The 18,576-nt window shown below is 74.1% G+C and carries 21 protein-coding genes and 2 pseudogenes; 12 read left to right on the forward strand and 11 right to left on the reverse strand.

The annotated features are described in order from the left end of the window. Positions 1 to 219 precede the first annotated feature (219 nt). From ABZ318_RS00720 to ABZ318_RS00730, 3 genes and pseudogenes are all read right to left on the reverse strand, one after another. Positions 220 to 678 (reverse strand): annotated as a pseudogene (locus ABZ318_RS00720) (SRPBCC family protein); the annotation flags it as partial. A 54-nt stretch (positions 679 to 732) separates the two neighbouring features. After that, positions 733 to 918, reverse strand: coding sequence for a hypothetical protein (locus ABZ318_RS00725; RefSeq protein ID WP_356900310.1), 186 nt, complete (start codon positions 916 to 918; stop codon positions 733 to 735). Between the two features lie 109 nt (positions 919 to 1,027). Then, on the reverse strand, positions 1,028 to 1,684 hold the full coding sequence (locus ABZ318_RS00730) for a UdgX family uracil-DNA binding protein (protein ID WP_356900311.1): 657 nt from the start codon (positions 1,682 to 1,684) through the stop codon (positions 1,028 to 1,030). A gap of 249 nt (positions 1,685 to 1,933) precedes the next feature. Here ABZ318_RS00730 and ABZ318_RS00735 point away from each other — a divergent pair, with 249 nt between their 5' ends. The 5 genes from ABZ318_RS00735 to ABZ318_RS00755 all read left to right on the forward strand — a co-directional run bounded on the left by ABZ318_RS00735 (position 1,934) and on the right by ABZ318_RS00755 (position 6,339). Then, entirely contained in the window at positions 1,934 to 3,052 is a 1,119-nt protein-coding gene (locus ABZ318_RS00735) for a glutamate--cysteine ligase (RefSeq protein WP_356900312.1), read from the forward strand. A gap of 4 nt (positions 3,053 to 3,056) precedes the next feature. After that, complete coding sequence (locus tag ABZ318_RS00740; RefSeq protein ID WP_356900313.1) at positions 3,057 to 3,764, forward strand: HemK2/MTQ2 family protein methyltransferase; 708 nt, start codon at positions 3,057 to 3,059, stop codon at positions 3,762 to 3,764. 67 nt (positions 3,765 to 3,831) lie between these two features. Continuing rightward, positions 3,832 to 4,179 carry a CDGSH iron-sulfur domain-containing protein gene (locus tag ABZ318_RS00745; RefSeq protein ID WP_356900314.1) on the forward strand — a complete coding sequence of 116 codons (348 nt, stop codon included), beginning with the start codon at positions 3,832 to 3,834 and terminating at the stop codon, positions 4,177 to 4,179. Continuing rightward, the gene (locus ABZ318_RS00750) at positions 4,176 to 5,201 is read left to right on the forward strand and encodes an iron-containing redox enzyme family protein (RefSeq protein ID WP_356900315.1); all 1,026 of its coding nucleotides are present in this window, start codon (positions 4,176 to 4,178) and stop codon (positions 5,199 to 5,201) included. Before ABZ318_RS00745 ends, ABZ318_RS00750 begins: the two co-directional genes overlap by 4 nt. 454 nt (positions 5,202 to 5,655) lie before the next feature. Beyond that, positions 5,656 to 6,339: a nucleotidyltransferase family protein gene (locus tag ABZ318_RS00755; RefSeq protein WP_356900316.1), complete on the forward strand. Its 684-nt coding sequence runs from the start codon at positions 5,656 to 5,658 to the stop codon at positions 6,337 to 6,339. Positions 6,340 to 6,446: 107 nt separating this feature from the next. Here the strand turns inward: ABZ318_RS00755 and ABZ318_RS00760 are convergent, their stop codons facing one another. Together ABZ318_RS00760 and ABZ318_RS00765 are read right to left on the reverse strand one after the other, a co-directional pair. Then, positions 6,447 to 6,866: a CBS domain-containing protein gene (locus ABZ318_RS00760; protein WP_356900317.1), complete on the reverse strand. Its 420-nt coding sequence runs from the start codon at positions 6,864 to 6,866 to the stop codon at positions 6,447 to 6,449. Positions 6,867 to 6,911: 45 nt separating this feature from the next. After that, positions 6,912 to 7,502 carry a type 1 glutamine amidotransferase domain-containing protein gene (locus ABZ318_RS00765; RefSeq protein WP_356900318.1) on the reverse strand — a complete coding sequence of 197 codons (591 nt, stop codon included), beginning with the start codon at positions 7,500 to 7,502 and terminating at the stop codon, positions 6,912 to 6,914. Positions 7,503 to 7,679: 177 nt separating this feature from the next. On the opposite strand from ABZ318_RS00765, the gene ABZ318_RS00770 reads away from it, so the two are divergent. Next, on the forward strand, positions 7,680 to 7,835 hold the full coding sequence (locus tag ABZ318_RS00770) for a hydrophobic protein (protein WP_356900319.1): 156 nt from the start codon (positions 7,680 to 7,682) through the stop codon (positions 7,833 to 7,835). Between the two features lie 102 nt (positions 7,836 to 7,937). Here ABZ318_RS00770 and ABZ318_RS00775 read toward each other — a convergent pair whose 3' ends face one another. After that, complete coding sequence (locus tag ABZ318_RS00775) at positions 7,938 to 8,279, reverse strand: DUF3040 domain-containing protein (RefSeq protein ID WP_356900391.1); 342 nt, start codon at positions 8,277 to 8,279, stop codon at positions 7,938 to 7,940. A 185-nt stretch (positions 8,280 to 8,464) separates the two neighbouring features. Here ABZ318_RS00775 and ABZ318_RS00780 point away from each other — a divergent pair, with 185 nt between their 5' ends. From ABZ318_RS00780 to ABZ318_RS00790, 3 genes and pseudogenes are all read left to right on the forward strand, one after another. After that, positions 8,465 to 9,385 (forward strand): SigB/SigF/SigG family RNA polymerase sigma factor, encoded by a 921-nt coding sequence (locus tag ABZ318_RS00780; RefSeq protein WP_356900320.1) that lies wholly within the window; start codon positions 8,465 to 8,467, stop codon positions 9,383 to 9,385. A 44-nt stretch (positions 9,386 to 9,429) separates the two neighbouring features. Beyond that, positions 9,430 to 9,657: a hypothetical protein gene (locus ABZ318_RS00785; RefSeq protein ID WP_356900321.1), complete on the forward strand. Its 228-nt coding sequence runs from the start codon at positions 9,430 to 9,432 to the stop codon at positions 9,655 to 9,657. Positions 9,658 to 9,664: 7 nt separating this feature from the next. After that, positions 9,665 to 10,007 (forward strand): annotated as a pseudogene (locus ABZ318_RS00790) (thiamine pyrophosphate-binding protein); the annotation flags it as partial. A 189-nt stretch (positions 10,008 to 10,196) separates the two neighbouring features. On the opposite strand, the gene ABZ318_RS00795 reads toward ABZ318_RS00790, so the two are convergent. Both ABZ318_RS00795 and ABZ318_RS00800 read right to left on the reverse strand, forming a co-directional pair. Continuing rightward, on the reverse strand, positions 10,197 to 10,673 hold the full coding sequence (locus ABZ318_RS00795; protein ID WP_356900322.1) for a hypothetical protein: 477 nt from the start codon (positions 10,671 to 10,673) through the stop codon (positions 10,197 to 10,199). A 7-nt stretch (positions 10,674 to 10,680) separates the two neighbouring features. Beyond that, positions 10,681 to 11,133, reverse strand: coding sequence for a universal stress protein (locus ABZ318_RS00800; protein WP_356900323.1), 453 nt, complete (start codon positions 11,131 to 11,133; stop codon positions 10,681 to 10,683). A gap of 203 nt (positions 11,134 to 11,336) precedes the next feature. Here ABZ318_RS00800 and ABZ318_RS00805 point away from each other — a divergent pair, with 203 nt between their 5' ends. From ABZ318_RS00805 to ABZ318_RS00815, 3 genes are all read left to right on the forward strand, one after another. Continuing rightward, complete coding sequence (locus tag ABZ318_RS00805) at positions 11,337 to 11,732, forward strand: STAS domain-containing protein (protein ID WP_356900324.1); 396 nt, start codon at positions 11,337 to 11,339, stop codon at positions 11,730 to 11,732. A gap of 58 nt (positions 11,733 to 11,790) precedes the next feature. Continuing rightward, the gene (locus tag ABZ318_RS00810) at positions 11,791 to 12,240 is read left to right on the forward strand and encodes an ATP-binding protein (RefSeq protein WP_356900325.1); all 450 of its coding nucleotides are present in this window, start codon (positions 11,791 to 11,793) and stop codon (positions 12,238 to 12,240) included. A gap of 73 nt (positions 12,241 to 12,313) precedes the next feature. After that, a complete protein-coding gene (locus ABZ318_RS00815) occupies positions 12,314 to 15,277 on the forward strand; it encodes a HAMP domain-containing protein (protein WP_356900326.1) in 2,964 nt (987 codons plus the stop codon). A 45-nt stretch (positions 15,278 to 15,322) separates the two neighbouring features. On the opposite strand, the gene ABZ318_RS00820 is transcribed toward ABZ318_RS00815, so the two are convergent. From ABZ318_RS00820 to ABZ318_RS00830, 3 genes are all read right to left on the reverse strand, one after another. Further along, positions 15,323 to 17,638, reverse strand: coding sequence for a SpoIIE family protein phosphatase (locus ABZ318_RS00820; RefSeq protein WP_356900327.1), 2,316 nt, complete (start codon positions 17,636 to 17,638; stop codon positions 15,323 to 15,325). Between the two features lie 380 nt (positions 17,639 to 18,018). Continuing rightward, positions 18,019 to 18,237 (reverse strand): hypothetical protein, encoded by a 219-nt coding sequence (locus tag ABZ318_RS00825; protein ID WP_356900328.1) that lies wholly within the window; start codon positions 18,235 to 18,237, stop codon positions 18,019 to 18,021. Between the two features lie 52 nt (positions 18,238 to 18,289). Then, positions 18,290 to 18,559, reverse strand: coding sequence for a DUF6213 family protein (locus ABZ318_RS00830; protein WP_123456414.1), 270 nt, complete (start codon positions 18,557 to 18,559; stop codon positions 18,290 to 18,292). Positions 18,560 to 18,576: the final 17 nt, after the last annotated feature.

Consider the following 18,576-nt stretch of genomic DNA (forward strand, 5'->3'; position numbering starts at 1 on the left):
CCGTCCGGGCGTCTCCACCGGCCCGGGCGGCTCCTTCATCGCGTCAGGGCCCTTCTGAGTGGACTCCATGGAGGGGTCGGTCCCCATGGACCGGTCTCCCATGGAGGGGTCGGACCCCATGGAGCGGTCTCCCATGGACCGGTCTCCCATGGAGGGGTCGGTCCCCATGGGCCGCTCCGTCCCCATGGTTCCGGCGCCCCCGGCGGGCGCGGTGCCGGCGTCCTGGGGGCGGATCCGGCCGCGCCAGCCGCCGGTCGCGTCCCCGTGCTCCTCGATGAAGCCCTTGAACCGCTTGAGGTCGCCCTTGACCCGGCGGTCGAGCACTCCCATCGCGTCGGCGGCCTTCTCCGCCATGCCCTCGGGCTCCACGTCCATCGCGAGCCGTACCCGGGTGTGCGCCTCGTCCAGCGGCTGGAAGCTGACGACGCCCATCTGCCGGACGTCGCCTCCCATGGTGCGCCAGGCGATGCGCTGGTCCGGGAGCTGGTCGACGATCTCGGTGTCGAACTCCCGCCGGACCCCGGCGATCTTGGTCTGCCAGTGACAGTGCCGGTCGTCGATCTGCCGGACGTCCTCGACGCCCTCCATGAAGCGCGGGAACTCCTCGAACTGCGTCCACTGGTCGTACACGTTCCGCAGCGGAACGTCCACATCGATCGTCTGCTCGACCTTGCTCATGCTGCGGCCTCCTTCACGTCGTCACGGCATTGCGGGCCGGGTACCGGGCCGCCGTCAGTGGGCGGCCGCCCCGAACTCGGCGTGCTGGGTACGGAGGGCGAAGTCGGGCTCCGCCCGGGGCGGTCGGCCGAGGAAGCGGCGCCGCACCTCGGCGTGCGCCTCTCTCGTCAGCGACCGGAACTCCTCGTCGCCGAGTCCCCGGCCCCGTGCCGTCCTGCTGCCCTCGGCGTTCCCTCGCACGGGGCCCGCCTCCTTCCGGCCGTACCCCCTCACTCCGCGACTGCCCGCTCCCGCGGAGCCGAATCAGCCGGAATCCGACAGCCGGCCCCGCGGGCTCGACGACGTGTGCTCAGAGGGCGTCCGCGGCGGTACGGAGGTCGGCGACGAGCCCCGCGTACATCTCCTTCCGGTCCCGCGCGCGCAGTACGGCCGAGGGGTGCACGGTCGCGAGGACCCGGGTGCCGTCCTCCGCGTCGGGCAGCGGTCTCGGTACGCCCCGGTCGGTGCCGACCCGGAAGGAGGGCCCGAGCAGGGCCCGCCCCGCGGTGGCCCCCAAGGCCACGACCAGCTCGGGCGAGACGAGCCGGAGTTCGGCCATGAGCCAGGGCCGGCAGGCGCGGGTCTCGCGCACGGTGGGCGTCTTGTGGATGCGCCGGCCCCGGGCCTCGTCGCGGGCGAACTTGAAGTGCTTGACCGCGTTGGTGACGTACAGGTCCTCCTCGTCGATCCCCGCCTCCGCCAGGGCACGGTGGAGCAGCCGTCCGGCGGGTCCCACGAAGGGGAGGCCCTCGCGGTCCTCCTGGTCGCCGGGCTGCTCGCCGACCAGCATCAGCCGCGCGTCCGGGGCGCCCCGGCCGAAGACCGTCCCGGTGGCGTCGCGGTGGAGGGGGCAGCCCCGGCACTCCGCCGCCGCCTCGCGGTGCGCCGGGAGTCCGCCGCGGCCCGGCAGATAGGGCGTGGCGTCGTACGCCTCGGGGGCGGTCCCCCGGTCGCCGGTACCGGCCATCGCGCACCTCCCGGCAGCGGGCCCGTCCGGCGGGTGCCGGAGCATGCCGCTGACGCGCGGGCGTGTGCCCGCCGGGCGCCACGCGGAAACGGCCGCGCACAGCTCCGCGCCGGAACGGCCGTGCGCGACCGGCCGCGCACGGCAGCCGGCCGCGGGCGGGGGGCGCCATGCCGGGCGGGCGCGGGCGGGGCGGCGGCATGCCGGGCCCGGAGGCGGGTAGTCGCGCGCCGAGGCGAGGAGGAGCTCGAGATGAAGATCCTGACGATGGGTGTCGAGGAAGAGTTCGTGTTGGTCGACCAGGTGACACGGGCTCCGGTCAACCGGGCGCCGGAGGTCATCCGGCGGGCGGTCGGCGAACTCGGCGGGCAGGTGCAGACCGAGTTCTTCAACGCGCAGATCGAGATCTGCACGCGGGCCACGGCGAGCCGCCGGGACCTGCGCGACGAACTCTCCTGGCTGCGTGCGACGGTGGGCGCGGCCGCGCGCGACGTGCACTGCATGCCGGTCGCCTGCGGCACTCCCGTACTGCCGCCCGAGGAGCCGCTGACGGTGACCGACACCGAGCGGTACCGGCTGATGGCCAGCCGCTTCGCCTCGCTGGTCACCCGCGCGGACGGCGTCGCGCGCGACGACGGGCTCGTCTGCGGCTGCCACGTCCACATCGGGACGCTGGACCGCGAGCGCGCCCTCGCGCTCGCCCAGCACATGCGGCCGTGGCTGCCCGTGCTCCAGGCGCTGGCGGGGAACTCGCCCTACGCCGGCCGGCACGACACCGGCTACCAGAGCTGGCGCGCCGTCGAGCACGCGCGGTGGCCGACCGTCGGCCCGACCCCGGTCCTCGACGAGCCCCAGTACCTCGCCCACGTCGCCCGCCTGGTCAGGGACGGCACGCTCCTCGACAACCGCATGGTGTACTGGCACGCCCGGCCCTCGGAGCACGTGCCGACCCTGGAGATCCGGGTCGCCGACGCCAACGCGGAACTCGACACGGTGGTGCTGCTGGCGATCCTGGTCCGCGGTCTCGCCGCCACCTTGCTGTCCCGCGTCGACGCCGGCGTCCCCCCGCCCGTGATTCCCGGCCCGACCCTGCTCAGGGCCCATCGGCTCGCCGCCTCGCAGGGCCTCACGGGCATCGGTCTCGATCCGGTCGACGGCCGGGAGCGGCCCGCCACGAGGCTCCTCGACGCGCTGATCGTCCTCGCCCGGCCGGGCCTCGACGCCACCGGCGACACCGACTGGGTGTGCGAGCAGTGGGAGCGGATCCGCACGGACGGCGGCGGCGCCGCCCGTCAGCGGGACGTCTTCCGTCGGCACGGCCGGTTCAGCGCGGTGGTCGACGCGCTGGCCGCCGCCACGGTGAGGAGCTGATCCCATGGGTTTCCCCGTCTCCGTACGCCGCTCCGCTCCCGCCGGGGAACAGCCGGCCGGCCTGCGGGTGTGCCGGCTTCCCGGCGTGTACGCGCCCCAGGCGGACACCGGGCTCCTGGTGGAGCAGGTGGAGCGCGAGGAACTGCGGCCCGGCGTCCGCTCGCTCGACCTGTGCACGGGCACGGGCATCGTCGCGGTCGCCGCCGCCCTGCGGGGCGCGCGGGCCACCGCCGTCGACATCTCGCGCGCCGCGATCGCCTCCTCCCGGCTCAACGCGCTGCTGCACGGCTGCCGGATCCGGGCGCTGCGCGGCGACCTGGACGGGCCGGTGGGGCGGGAGCGCTTCGATCTCGTCACCGTGAACCCGCCGTACGTACCGAGCGAGGACCCGCGGCTGCCCGCGCGCGGCGCCCGCCGGAGCTGGGACGCCGGGTCCGACGGCCGGCTGCTCCTCGACCGGGTCTGTGCGCGGGCGCCCCGCCTCCTGACGCCCTCCGGAGTGCTGCTGCTCGTCCAGTCCTCGCTCTCCGGGATCGGCCCCACGCTCGACGCGCTCGGGCGCGCCGGGCTGTGGGCCCGTGTCGTCGAGCGGCGCACCGAGCCGTTCGGCCCGGTGATGTCGGCCCGCGCCGAATGGTTCGCGGCCCGGGGCCTGGTCCCGCCGGGGACGCGTACGGAGCAGCTCGTGGTGATCCGCGCGTGCCGGCGGTGATTCGAAGCCCGGGAGCCGGGCAGTCGCGCGGTACCGACGCATTCCGAACTGATGGGTGGTGTGTGTGATGTCTGCTTCCCCGAACGAGGGCGCCCCGAGGGTGAGGATCCCGGTGGACGACGGACCGGACGGCCCGGGCAGCGCCCGGCCCCGGACGTCCCCGCCCCGGTTCCGTCCCCTCCCCGAGGGGCCGCTGCTCGTGGAGGGGCCCGCGGAGATCGTCATGCCGGACGGTTCGGTGATCCGCTGCGACCGGCCCGTCATGGCCCTGTGCACCTGTCGGCGGAGCCTGCGGGCGCCGTTCTGCGACACCAGCCACCGCCCGCGCCTCCGCAGCCGCACCGGCGCGCCGAAGGCGGCCCGGGGCGCCCCACGCCCGGCGCGGGACGCGGCCGGGGAGGAGGAGACCTCATGACGCCGTTCCCTACGACCGTCACGGCACGGCCCGAGGCGCCCGAGGCCCGAGGCGAGATCTCCCGCATGGTCCGGAGCCGGCTGCTGGGCGGCGGCCGGCTGCCCCTGGCGGCGGACATCGCGCGCTCCTCCCCGTACGGGGAGGACCTCCAGCTCGCCCTCCACCTCTGCTACGAGCTCCACTACCAGGGCTTCGCGGACGTCCCCGACACCCTGGAATGGGACCCCGGTCTGCTCCGGGTCCGGGCCCTCATGGAGCACCGCTTCGAGAGCGCGCTGCGCCACGACTGCCGCCACCACGCGGGCGTCGACGAGGCGCTGGCCGCCCTCCTCCTGGAGCCGGTCGACGGCACGGGCGTCTCCCACTTCCTGGCCTCCTCGGGCGAGCCGTGGCACCTGCGCGAGTACGTCGCGCTGCGCTCCGTGCACCAGCTGCGGGAGGCCGATCCGCACCTGTGGGTGATCCCCCGGCTGCACGGCCGGGCCAAGGCGGCGATGGTGGCCGTCGAGTACGACGAGTACGGCTGCGGGCGGCCCGAACGCATGCACTCCCGGCTCTACGCGGAGCTGATGGCCGATCTGGGCCTCGACCCCTCGTACGGGCGCCATGTGGACATGGCCGGCGCCGAGGTCCTCGCGGCCTCGAACCTGATGTCGATGTTCGGCCTGCACCGGAGGCTGCGCGGGGCGCTCGTGGGGCACTTCGCCGTCGTGGAGACGACGTCGCCGCCCGCCGCCGCCCGCATCGCCGCGGCGCTGCGCAGGACCGGGGCCGGACCGGCCGCGGAGCTGTACTACGAGGAGCACGTGGAGGCCGACGCCGTCCACGAGCAGGTCGTCCGCAGCGAGGTCGTCGGCGGCCTCCTCGACGACGAGCCGGAACTCGCCGACGACGTCGCCTTCGGCATCGCCGCGACCTCCTTCCTGGAGGACCGGCTCGGCGGCCGTGTGGTGGACGCCTGGTCGCGGGGCGAGAGCGCCCTGCGCGCGCCCCTGCCGCAGCCGTCCGGGAACCGTCCGTGAGAACCCGCGCGACCGTCGGGGGCGTGCTCCTCGACGGTCTGCGGGCCTGAGGGGCGTGCCGTGTCTTCGGCTGTCCCGACCCGGCCGGCCCGGTGTCGGCGTGGGCGCGGGCGGACGACGACCCGTGTCCCGTGGGGGCGCGCCGTGAGGAGACGGCGGCTTTCGAGGCCGTCGGGCACGCCGCGTTCTCCGGTCACGTGGGCGTCTGCGCCGCCCCGTCCGCGCGGGGCGCCGTCCGGCTCCTCGCCCTGCTGACGCCCCGGGCCTCGTGGCAGGAGAGGGTCGCGGCGGGCGGACGGCCCTCGCGGCGGGCCGGCCGACGCTGCTCGACTTCCGCACCGCGCCGGCGACGGTCCGGCGGGCGACCATGCGCGGATGGGGTTCCTCGGGTTGGGTAGACGCTGGTCCCCTCCGCAAGGGCCATCGCGATCAGCTGCGAGAAGAGGAGCAGGCCATGAACCTCATGGAAGGCCCGCCCGCACGCCCGGAGGCGGGCGGAACGGCATCCTCCCGGAACGGCTCGCCGCGCAGCGCGCCCGCGCACGCGTCCCGCGCGCCCTCCCCCGCCCTGCCGCCCGACCACACGCAGGCGATCCTGGAGACGACGAAGGAGGTCGGGGCCGTGCTGAAGGCGTCCGGCCGCCCGTTCGCCCTGGTCGGCAGTGTCGCCGCGTACGCGCACGGCATCCCGGTCCGGCTCCAGCACGACACGGACTTCGCGATCCTGCGCGAGGACGCCGAGGTGGTGACGGAGGCCCTGCGGGAGCGCGGCGTGCGGATCGTCGACCCGCCCGAGGACTGGCTCGTCAAGGCCCGCGCGGGCGGCGAGGAGATCGATCTGATCTTCTCGCTCGCCGGGCGGCCGGTCACGACGGAGCTCCTCGCCCGTGCCCCGACCCTGCCGGTGGACTCGGTGCACATGCCGGTGCTGGCGCCGACCGACCTCATGGTCTGCCGGCTCCTCGCGCTCTCCGAGCACCACTGCGACTTCGGCCCGCTGCTGCCGGTGGCGCGGGGACTGCGCGAGCGGATCGACTGGGGGCGGGTGCGCGAGGACACCGCGGGCTCGCCGATGGCGGACGCCTTCCTGTACCTGCTCGAACTGATGGACGTACTGCCGCGCCGTGACGGCGCGTGACCGCGTGACCGGGGGCTCCCGGAGTGCCGCGGGCGCGGCGCGGGGACGCCCCGTCCGCCGTGGACGGCGGCTGGGCGCCCCCGTGGTGCCGGGCCGGTCTTCCGGACTCAGGATTCCTCGGAGACCATCCCGAGGAGGTCGCCCACCTGCGGGTCGGGCATCGCGCGGGCGACGTCGGCCTGGGCGATGATGCCGACGAGGACGTGCTCGTCGATGACGGGGACCCGCCGGATCCGGTGCTCGCTCATGACGCTCATCACCTGCTCGGCGCTGTCGTCCGCGCGGACGGTGACGATCTCGTTCTGGGCGAACTCGCCGGCGGTGCACTGCTGCGGGTCCTTGCCCAGGGCCACGCACTTCACGACGATGTCGCGGTCGGTGAGCATGCCCTTCAGCTTCTCGTCCGGGCCGCAGATCGGCAGCGCCCCGACGCGGAGCTCGGCCATCTTCCGTGCGGCGTCGACGAGGGTCTCGGACGAACGGACGCAGGTCGCGTCCGGGGTCATGATGTCGCGTGCGGTGGTCATGGCCATCACCTGTCATGTCGCTGGGTCTGTCAGGTCACCGGGTGGTCACGCGGCCCTCCCGGCGCCTTCGAGGGCGTCGACGATCGCCGCGGCGAAGGCGTCGAGGTCGTCGGGCCTGCGGGAGGTGATCAGGGTGTGGCCCGCCGAGGTGTCGACCACGACTTCCTTGTCCACCCAGGTCCCGCCCGCGTTCTCCAGGTCGGGGCGGAGGGACGGGTACGAGGTCAGCTCGCGGTCTTGGGCCAGGCCGCTGTCCACGAGGATCCACGGTCCGTGACAGATCGAGGCCACGGGTTTGCCCGCCTCGGCGAAGGCGGAGACGAGACGTCGCGCCTCGTCGTCGCTCCGCAGCTGGTCGGCGTTGATGGTGCCGCCGGGCACGATCACGGCGTCGAATCCGTCCGCCGTCGCCTCCGCCAGGGTCGTGTCCGGCTGGACGACCGCTCCTGGCTCCTGATCGGAGACGAGGGTCCGGACGGACTCGTCCTTCTGCGCGGCGACGGTGACACGGGCGCCGTTCTCCCGCAGGGTGGCCACGGGCTTCTGCAGCTCGTCCTGTTCCGTCCCGTAGTTCGTCGTGAGGACGAGAACGCTCTTCCCTTCGAGCTTTCCGTCGAGTTTTCCGTCGGACGACACGATGTGCTTCCTCTCCGGCGTCGCTGCCCCCGCCATCTCTGCGCCTCACCCGCACCGGTCGCCTCAAACCTCACGTATCACCCCGCATGTTCTCCGAGGATGGGGGAAACCGCGCTGTTACCGAGTTCCCGTGCCGAGACCTACCGGCCGGGCCCCGCAGGCAGCGGAGGTGCAGCCATGGTTCCCCTTCTTCTCGTCCTCCTCGTGATTCTGGTGCTGTTCGGCGCGGGATTCGCCCTTGACGTGCTCTGGTGGATCGCCATCGCCCTGCTCGTGGTGTGGGTCCTCGGCTTCGTGCTGAGGAGCGGCAGCGGCCGTTGGTACCGCTGGTGAGCGGACCCGCAACCCCGAGATCGTGAAACCCGAGATCATGTCACCGCCGCCCCGGACCCTCCGGGGCGGCGGTGTGCGGCTGTCGGGCCGGAGCCCTTCGTCTCACTCGTCCGTCCGCGTCCCCGCCGCCCGGCGCTTCGCCCAGCGGATGGCCAGGAGCAGCGCCGTGACCAGGGTCAGCACCCATACGGAGGCGAACGCCCAGATGAGCTCCGGCGCCTCGGTGTCCACCGCGAGGACGAGCAGGACGAGGGTCATGACGCCGAGCGCCACGACGCCGAGGGAGGGAAGGTGGCGGCGGGCCCGGGCGAGCGAGGGTACGGGCAGGCGCGGGGTCCGTCGCATCGTGCGCAGGCGGCGCGCGAGCGACGCGTCCTGATTCAGCTGCTCCTCGATCTCCGCCAGAACGCGCCGCTCGTGCGCCGAGAGCCGGGCCTCGTCCATCGCGGACACCTCCTCCCGCTCCCTGCGCGCCGACGCGGGCGCGTCGTGTTTCTGCGGGTTCCCCCGCGATTCGTGTCAAACCGCCTCAAGAGGGGCATCCTTTCCTCAAGACGCTCGACCGACGGACCCCGCCGCTGCTCTTCCCGCCGCGGCGCAGGCCCACCGCCCCCGTCGAAGGAGCTCTCATGTCCACCGCCGGAGAACGCTCCGACACCCTGCTCACCACCGCCGGCCCCGCCCCCGACACCACGGGGGCCGCCACCCGCCGGGCGGCGCTCGACGGGCTGCCCGAGCCCGTGTGCCCGACCGCCGTCTCCACGGACGACGCCCGGACCCTGTCCGTCGCGCTGTTCTCCCGGCTGCGGGCCCTGGAGGAGGGGACACCGGAGTACGCGTACGTCCGCAACACCCTGGTCGAGCTCAACCTCAGCCTCGTCAAGTTCGCCGCCCGGAGGTTCCGGAACCGCGCCGAGCCCGCCGAGGACATCGTCCAGGTCGGCACGATCGGCCTGATCAAGGCGATCGACCGCTTCGATCCCGACCGCACCGTCGACTTCTCCGCCTTCGCGCTGCCCACCATCGTCGGCGAGATGAAGCGGTTCTTCCGCGACACCAGCTGGGCCGTACGGGTCCCCCGCCGGCTCCAGGAGCTGCGGATCGACCTCGCGAAGGCGGCCGACGCCCTGGAACAGGGCCTCGGACGCCGCCCCACCCGGGCGGAACTGGCCGCACGGCTGCACCTCACGGAGGAGGAGGTCTCCGAGGGGCAGCTCGCGGCCCACGGCTACGCGGCCCGGTCCCTGGACATCCCCGCCGGCGACGAGGACGCCGCGCCCGGTGCGGGCGCCCGTCACCTGGCCAGCTCGGAACCCTCGTACGAGCTGATCGAGTCGCTGACGGCGCTGCGGCCGCTGCTCGCCCGCCTCGACGACCGCGACCGGCGCATCCTGGAGCTCCGCTTCGGCGAGGAGCTCACCCAGGCGGAGATAGGCCACCGGATCGGCCTCTCCCAGATGCACGTCTCGCGGCTGCTCACGCGCATCCTCGGCGAACTCAAGGACGGCCTCCTCCAGGACGACGACGCGGCGGACGGCACGGACGGCTGACCACCCGGCCCTCGCGCGGCCCGAATCGGCCGACCGTCCGAAGAATGGCCGCCGGGATCCGGGGCAGCCGCCGTCACGTGGCGAAGCAGCATCACGAGGACGACGAACCCGACCGCTCCCAGGCACCGCCCGAGGAGTCGATGGACGAGGTGGCGACCAGGATCCGTAAGGAGGTCGGAGAGGCGGCCCGGCGCCTGCGCCGCGACGCGGTGCGGTTCGAGAAGGGACCGCCGCCCGACCAGGGGACCGAGGACGGGGTCGGGCACGCCTAGGCGTGCCGTGAACGGGCCGCGGCTGTCGGACCGGATCCTCGAACGACTGCGGAAACGGGGCGTCACCCACGCCTCCGGTCATCCCGGTGACGGCGTCAACGGGCTCCTCGCCGCCTGGGGCGGGCCGGTGACGAGCCACGGTTCGTCCAGGTCCGGTACGAGCAGATGGCGGCCTTCGAGGCGGTCGGCCAAGCGGCTCACCGACCGCGCTGATCCTTCCGGCCGACGCCCAGGAGCTGGAGTACAGCCCTCCGACGTACGCCCACAGGACGGTGCCGTCCAGCCTCGACGTGAGCGGCTGGACGCCGGTGCCCGACGAGGAGTCGCTGCGGCACGCGGCGGAGCTCCTCCGGGGCGCCGCGAACCCCTCCCTGACGATCACGGTGCTCGCCGACCGTACGGTGGAGCTGCTGGTCTCCGGCGCCCGGCCCCCGGAAAGCGGGCATGAGCGCCTCCGGCGGGCGCGGTACCGGCTGGACCGAAGGGTCGGCGCGGCGCGTACGGCGGCCTGTGTCGGCGCCGCTCGGGCGGGCGCCGGGTCACGCGGGGACGGGGCCGTTCGGGGTGTCCGTCGCGGGCGGCGGGGCGGCGGGCGTACGCGGCGGGCGCGCGGCGCGTACCGGCTGCTGAACCGGTTGGTGAACGAGACGGAACCGGTGGTGCTCCCGGCCGAGCACCCGCCCGGTGGAGTCGGTGAAGCGGCCCGTGACCTCGTAGACGCCGCAGTTCGTCCGGCCGACGGGCAGCCGCTCGGGCGGCAGGTGGACCTCGTACGGCCCGCCCGCCCGGTATCCGCCGAGCGTGGTCCTGGTCGTGCCGATCACTTTCCCGGCGTATCTGCGGGTCTCCTCGAAGACCAGTCCGTCGACCGCCTCGCCCACGCGGAAGGCGAGGGCGAGGCTGAGCGTCCCGCCCTCCGGCAGCTCGACGGGGTCGCCGTCCCCGTCCAGGGGCAGCACGGCCGTCCCCCGCTCCTCCTGGGCCAGGCTCACGCGCGTCAGCTCGAAGGGTGCCATGACGTTCTCACGTCCTCTCGGTGGTGTCCGGGCGGACGATGACGACGGGGCAGGGCGCGTGCAGGGCGCACTGCTGGCTGACGGAGCCCAGGAGCAGGCTGGTGAACCCGCCACGGCCCCTGCTGCCCACCACGAGGAGCTCCGCGCCCGACGCCGCCTCCGTCAGGACCTCGGCCGGATTGCCGCGCACCACGTGCTCGCGCAGCGGCACGTCGTCGGCTCCGACGAGGACGGTCTGGATCTCGTCGGCCAGCGCCCGCTCCGCCTGGGCGCCGTCGAAGCCGGTCTCCACCGGCGGAGCCGACCAGCCCGCGACTCCGGGCAGCTCGTACGCCGCCACCGCGTCCACGGCGGCCCCGATCAGCCGGGCATGGCGTACCGCCCACCGCAGCGCCTCGTAGGAGGCCGGAGACCCGTCGATCCCGACCACCACGCGGCGGCCCTGCCCCTTGGTGTCCATGCTCGGCTCCCTCCTGCTCTCCGGCTGCTACCCCGGGCGCGGAGTCGTAGACCCCGCGGCGGACCGAATACGCCCCGAATGTCATAAACCGGATAAAAGGGGCAGGGGTGGGGTAGGAGCTTCCGGCCGCGGAGGCAGTCGGCGCCGGAGGCACCCGGCGTCAGAGGTATCCGGATTCATGCGCGAGGAGACGGGTGAGCCCCATGGAGGCTGTAAGCCGAACGGAAGAGGCGAGGGCCTCGCGGGAGGACCGTCTCCTGGTGGTGAGCCGGCACGGCGGACGTCCCGGGACCGTCCTCGTGACACTCGACGGCGAGCTCGATCACGACACCGTGAAACCCCTCCGGAAGGCGTTGCAGGAGAGCACGGGCGCCGCGCGTGTCGTCGTCGACTGCGCGGGACTGCGGTTCTGCGACTCGACCGGCCTGAACGTGCTCCTGCGGACGCGGCTGCGGCTGCTCACCGAGGGAGGGCGGGTGGACCTGGCCGGGCTGCGGCCGCCGGTGCGTCGCATCTTCGAGATCACCGGGGCGCTGAACGTCTTCCGGGTGTACGACGACGCCGACGCCGCCTTCGCGGACACCGGTGCCGGGAACTGACGCGGGGAAGATTCCGCGCCGCGCGGTTCGGGGGGCGACTCCGGGGAAGCAGCCCCTCATGACCGGCCCATACCTCCGGCATACGACCACTCGTACCCGCCGCTACGAGCTGGCGGGAGGTGACGGGGTGGTACGGGAGTGCCGTGATCTCGCCCAGCGGGCCCTGAGCGAATGGTTCGGGGCAGCCGGGGCGCCGGGGCAGGTGGCCGTCGAGGACACCCTGCTGCTGGTCTCCGAGATCGTCACCAACGCCTTCACCCACGGCGGCGTCCCGTACGAGCTGCGGCTCGACGGCACCGACGGCCGACTCTGGGTGCAGGTCAGCGACACGAGCCCGGTACGGCCCCGGCCCCACGGACGGCACCACCCCAGCCTCCCTTCCGGGCACGGGCTCTATCTCCTGGAGCGGCTGGCGGCGGCCTGGGGCTGCGTCCCCCGGCCCCCCGGCAAGGCCGTCTGGTTCGAGGTGGAAGTGACGGCACGACCCGACGCGCCGGACACGGCCTAGAGTGGAGGGTGATGCAGGACCCCCGCGCGCCCTGCGCCCGGGCCCGCGCCACTCTCCCTGTGCGAGGTCGTTCATGACAGAGCACGGTTCCACCCCGGAGGCGGCGGCGCCGCAGACGGAGCTCGGTGAGGACGGCCTCGGGCAGCTGCTCGCCGGGCTGACCGCCGTGCGGGAGGGAGACCTGTCCGTCCGGCTCCCCGACGCCGCGGGCGGCATCCTCGGCGAGATCGCCGGCGTCTACAACGACATGGTCGGCCATCTCTCGCTGGTCACCTCCGAGGTCACCCGGGTCGCCGACGAGGTCGGCGCCCAGGGGCTGCTCGGCGGCCGGATCCGCGAACCCCGCTCGCGCGGGGTGTGGCGCGAGCTCACCTCCGGCGTCAACACGATGGCCGACAACCTCACCTCCCAGGTCCGGTCCATAGCCCAGGTCGCCACGGCCGTCGCCGGCGGAGACCTCACGCGGAAGATCCGGGTGGACGCGCGCGGCGAGATCCTGGAGCTGAAGGAGACCATCAACACGATGGTCGACCGGCTGTCCTCCTTCGCCGAGGAGGTCACCCGGGTCGCCCGCGAGGTCGGCACGGAAGGCAAACTCGGCGGCCAGGCCACCGTGCACGGCGTCTCCGGCACCTGGAAGGACCTCACCGACAACGTCAACTCCATGGCCGACAACCTCACCAACCAGGTGCGGAACATCGCCCAGGTCACCACCGCCGTCGCCCAGGGCGACCTGACCAGCCGGATCGACGTCTCGGCGCGCGGAGAGATCCTCGAACTCAAGACCACCATCAACACGATGGTCGACCAGCTGTCCTCCTTCGCCGCCGAGGTCACCCGGGTCGCCCGCGAGGTCGGCACGGAAGGCAAACTGGGCGGCCAGGCCGAGGTGGAGGGCGTCTCCGGCACCTGGAAGCGGCTCACCGAGAACGTCAACGAGCTCGCCGGGAACCTGACCCGTCAGGTCCGCGCCATCGCCGAGGTCACCAGCGCCGTCGCCGAGGGCGACCTGACCCGGTCGATCACCGTCGACGCCCCCGGAGAGGTCAGGGACCTGCGCGACAACATCAACTCGATGGTCGAGTCGCTGCGCGCCACGACCCGGGCCAACGAGGAACAGGACTGGCTCCAGACCAACCTCGCCCGGATCACCGGTCTCCTCCAGGGCACCCGCGGCCTGCCCGAGATCGCCGAACTGATCATGTCCGAGGTGCCGCCACTGATCGGCGCCCAGTACGGGGCCTTCTTCCTCGCCCAGGAGGGCGAGCGGGGCACGGAGCTCGTCATGACCGCCTCGTACGGGTCCCCCGACGCCCCGGACGCCGAGCCGCGCCGGTTCCGCCTCGGCCAGTCCCTCGTCGGGCAGGCCGCCCACGACCGGCGCGCCCTCGTGGTCGAGCACGTGCCCGCCGGATACGCCACCGTCGCCTCCGGAGTGGGCTCCGGCGACCCGGGCATGCTGATCGTCCTGCCCCTCGTGGTCGAGGAACAGGTGCTCGGGGCCGTCGAGTTCGCCTCGCTGCACCCCTTCTCGCCCCTGCGGCGGGAGTTCCTCGACCGGTTCGTGGTCAGCGCGGGCGCCGTCCTCAGCTCCCTGGTCGCCAACCTCCGTACCGACGAGCTCCTCGGCCAGTCCCGACAGCTCGCCGACGAGCTCCGCTCCCGCTCGAAGGAGCTGCAGACCCGCCAGCAGGAACTCCAGCGCTCCAACGCGGAGTTGAAGGAACAGGCAGCACTCCTGGCCGAGCGCAACAAGGACATCGAGTCGAAGAACCTGGTCATCGAGCAGGCGCGCCAGGAGCTGGAGGCCCGGGCCCAGCAGCTGTCCCGTACCTCCATGTACAAGTCCGAGTTCCTCGCCAACATGAGCCACGAGCTGCGCACGCCGCTCAACAGCCTGCTCATCCTCGCGCGGCTCCTCGCCCAGAACGCCGAGGGGAACCTGACGGAGAAGCAGGTCGACTACGCCGAGGTCATCCACTCCGCCGGCTCCGACCTCCTCCAGCTGATCAACGACATCCTCGACCTGTCGAAGGTCGAGGCCGGCAAGATGGACATCCGGCGCGAGTCCTTCCCCCTGCGTCAGCTGGTGGAGTACCTGGAGGCGACGTTCGGTCCGGTCGCCGACGAGCGGCACCTCGAGTTCACCGTCACCGTGGCGGACGACGTGCCCGAGGCGCTGAACAACGACGAGGCGCGCATCCGCCAGATCCTGCGCAACCTGCTCTCCAACGCGCTGAAGTTCACCGACGAGGGCCGGGTGTCGCTCACCGTCGAGCACGCCTCCTCCGCCGAGACACCGCCGACCCTGGCCGCGACCGGACACGTCCTCGCCTTCCGGGTCGCCGACACCGGCATCGGCATCCCCGCCGAGCAGCTCCAGCACGTCTTCGAGGCCTTCCAGCAGGGCGACGGCACGGCCGCCCGGCGGCACGGAGGCGCCGGCCTCGGACTGTCGATCAGCCGGGAGGTGGCCGCCCTCCTCGGCGGGGCCATCCAGGCACAGAGCGTCGCCGGCCGCGGCAGCACCTTCACGTTCTACCTGCCGGTGCCCCGGCCCGCGGAGCTCGCCGCGGCCGGCGCGGCCTCCACCGCGCGGGCGCGGACCGTCCCCGGCTCCTCCTTCGCCGCCCGGCCGGACGGCGCCGCGTCCCCGGACGGACTGGCGGGCCGGACCGTCCTCGTGGTGGACGACGACGCGCGCAACGTGTACGCCCTCACCGCGGTCCTGGAAGGGCGCGGGCTCCGTGTCCTCACGGCCGACGGCGGCCGTGCCGGTCTCGACGTGCTCGCCGCGCACGACGAGGTCGCGCTCGTGCTGATGGACGTCATGATGGCCGGGATGGACGGCTACTCGGCCATCAAGGCCATCAGGCGGCTGCCGGACCGCGCGGGTCTCCCCGTCATCGTGGTCACCGCGAAGGCGATGCCGGGCGACCGTGCCCAGGCCCTCGCGGCGGGTGCCGACGACTACGTGTCGAAGCCGGTCGACGAGGAGGAGCTGACCGGCAAGATCCGCGCCTGGCTCACCGGCTGAGGAGAAGCGCGCCCGCCTGCCGAGGAGAAGCCCGGACGACGGGCGTCAACGGGCCGACGGGCGGCCCCGGACCCGTACGGCGACGATGCTGGTGTCGTCGTCGGTGTCCCCCGCCGCCGTGGCGAGCAGGGCGTCGACGAGCGTGTCCGGCGCGTGGCCCGCGAGCCGCTCCGCCTCGCCGGCGAGCCGTGCCACGCCCTCGTCGAGGCCGTCGTGGCGGCGCTCGATCAGCCCGTCGGTGTACAGCAGCAGGGTGTCCCCGGGGCGCAGCCCGATCCGCTGCTCGCGGTAGGCGTACGAGGGCACCGCGCCGAGCAGGAGGTCATGGGGCGGTTCGAGCAGCCGCGCCCGGCCGTCCCTGAGCAGCACCATCGGCAGGTGTCCGGCGCTCGTCCAGAGCAGGCCGCTGTCCTCGGGGTCGTACAGGGCGCAGACGGCGGTCGCCGTGAGGCCGGCGCCCGTGCGCAGGGTCACCTCGTTGAGCCACTCCATCAGCCGCCGGGGCGGGTGGCCGGTGAAGGCGAGCGCGCGCTGGGCGTTGCGGAGCGCCACCATGCCCGTGACGGCGTCGATGCCGTGCCCCGCGATGTCGCCGACGGCCACGAGGATCTTGCCGCCGGGCAGCGCGAGCACGTCGTACCAGTCGCCGCCGACCCGGTACTCCTGCGCCGCCGGCCGGTACCGGGCGGCCACCACCAGGTCCCCGGGCATCTCCTGGAGCCCGGGCACCTCGGGCACGATCGCCTGCTGGAGCTGGAGCGCCAGCTGGTGGCGCAGCTCCGCCTGGTCGTGCAGCGCGGTGAGGTGGTCGAAGGTCGCGGTGAGCGCGGCCTCGGTCCTGCGGCTGTCCGACACGTCCTGGTACACCCCGGCGAGGCCGGTGACGGTGCCCTCCGCGATCAGCGGCTCGGCCGCCACGCGCACATGGCGCACGGTCCCGTCGGGGAGCACGACTCGCAGGACCGTCTGCCCGCCCGTCTGCCGTTCGGTCACGGTCGCCACCAGGTCGGCGAGGGCCTCCCGGTCGTCCGGGCGCACCCGGTCGCGCAGGTCCGCGAGCGGCACCGGCGGCTCGTCCCGCGCCATCCCGAAGATGCCGTACGCCTCCGGCGACCACACCGTCCCGCCGCCGGTCAGGCTGTCCTGGAAGGGCGCGACGCTCTGCAGCCGGGCGACCGCCCGGGCCGCGGCGAGCCCGGTCGCGCCCACGGTGTGCCACATCACCACGGCGTGCTCCCCGCCGGCCGGCAGCACCCGCACGTCGAGGAGCGGCGGCGGGTCCCCGGGCGCGGCGGACAGCGGCAGGCGGGCGGCCCGCTGGGTGCGCGCGGTGCCGGTGGCGCGCCGTGCCATGCGCGCCAGGTCGGCGTGGACGAGGGGGAAGGCGCGCGCCAGGGAGGCGTCACGCCCCGAGGAGGTGCCGCCGAGCGCGCCGACCCCTTCGTCGTTGAGGTGCTCCACGGTCGGCTCCCCCGGCGTTCCGGGCACGGCGAGCAGCATCGCCGGCTGGGCGAGGGAGTCGAGCACGTCGACGAGGACGGGGACGGCGACCGGCGGCGAGCCGGCGGTGTCGAGCACGGTGCCCGCCACGCCCATGAGCCCGGTGAGGGCCCGACGGGACATCGCGTCGAGCGTCGTCGGGCCCGGCCAGCCGACGAGTGCGAGGCCGACGGTCCTGTCCCGCCGACGCAGCGGGAGCAGGGCGCGGGCGGCGCGGGCGGAGGGCCCGGGCAGGGGTTCACCGGGGGGCGGGCCCTCCTCCAGCCAGACCGGGGTGTTCTCGGCGAGGACGGTACGGAACGCCTCCGGTGCGGCGGGTGGGATCCACTGCCAGGCGGCGGCCTCGGCGGCTCCCGCGCCCGCGGAGCCGGCGAGCCGCAGACAGCCGCGGTCGACACACTGCCACAGCCAGAGGCTGTCCGCGCCGAGCGGGGCGAGGCCTTCCTCCAGGAGGGTCCGTGCCGCCTCGCCGACCGTGTCGGCGGCCTCCGCGGCGGCTGCCGTCCGGCGGGCCCGGCGCCCCTCTGCGGGGCGCTCGCAGGCCCCGTCTTCGTTCTCGGGGCGATCGCTCCCCGGGGGAACGGCGAAGGCGGGCCCCCCGTCGCCTGCGGCGGCGTTCACGATGTCCGCGGCGAGGTCCTCCGCGGACAGGCCGGTCGCCTGCGCGAGGGCGGAGAGGTGCTCGGCCGCTTCGGAGGGGGACAGCCGCAGCTGGGCGGTGAGCGCGCCGGCGGCGAGGTCGAGCAGGTGGCGTCGGGCGAGCTGGTCGCGCAGCCAGCGGTTCTCGGCGGCGAGGGCGGGGAAGCCGCGGTCCGCACGGGCGACGGACGGGGGTGTCGTGGGGTCGGCGGAACCGGTCAAGTGGACCTCCGTCCCGCCGGGGGTGCGGGCGTCCGGAGTCTGTGGATGGGTCCGCTCCGGAGTCTACTCGCGCGTTCGTGTCCGCGACCCCTCGTGGGCGGCGGGGTCGGGCGGCGAGGGCCTCGACGAGTTCGTCGCGGGTCATGGTGGAGCGGCCCCGTATCCCGGCGCCCGCGGCCTTGTCGTACAGCTCGACCTTCGAGAGGCCCCGGAGGCCCCGGTTCGAGCGGCTCGGCGCGAGCCCGGCGGGCTCCACCACCACGTGCTCGCCCCCGGCGTCGAACCCCTTGATGACGTCGTCGAGCCCGACCGGCAGGCTGACCGGTCCGAACGCGGGTCTCCCTTCCGTACCGGCCGTGCCACCGACCTCACCCGTCCTGTCAGTCGGCCGGCTCGCTCGGCGCGGGGTGCCCGGGGTGGACGGTGCCGTCGCGCGGCCGGTCCCGGGGGCCCGTGCCGGCCTCGTCGGTGTCCGGCGGCCTCCCCCCGCCGTGCCCGTCGGGGACGGGAACGGACAGCGGGTCGTCCGCCATGGCCTGCTGGTCCTCGGGGTCCCGGGGAAGCGGCTCGTCCGGACGTGGCTTCCGGTGCTCGCTCATCCTGATCTCCTCGCCTTCCGGCATCCTGCCCTCCTTCCTTCCGGCCCTCGGCTCACAGGGGCGGTGGAACGCCCCCGTCCCTCCCGGCCTCTCCCTCCTCGCTGAGCGGCATGAGCGCGATGCACTCGGCGTCGATCCTGTCGGCGACCTCCGTCAGCGCGCCGACCAGCGCCTCGACCGTCTCCGGTTCGAGGCCCGAGTCGTCGGCGTCGGCCGAGTCCAGCCAGTGGGAGGCGAGGTGTCTCAGCAGGAGGGTCACTTCGTCGGCGGGGAGCAGGAGAGGACCGCCGGGGACGTGGACGAGGGACATCGACGCGTTCATGGGAAACCGACCTCCGC

The organism is Streptomyces sp. NPDC006197 (assembly GCF_040613865.1).
In the GTDB taxonomy this organism is placed as follows: Bacteria; Actinomycetota; Actinomycetes; order Streptomycetales; family Streptomycetaceae; genus Streptomyces.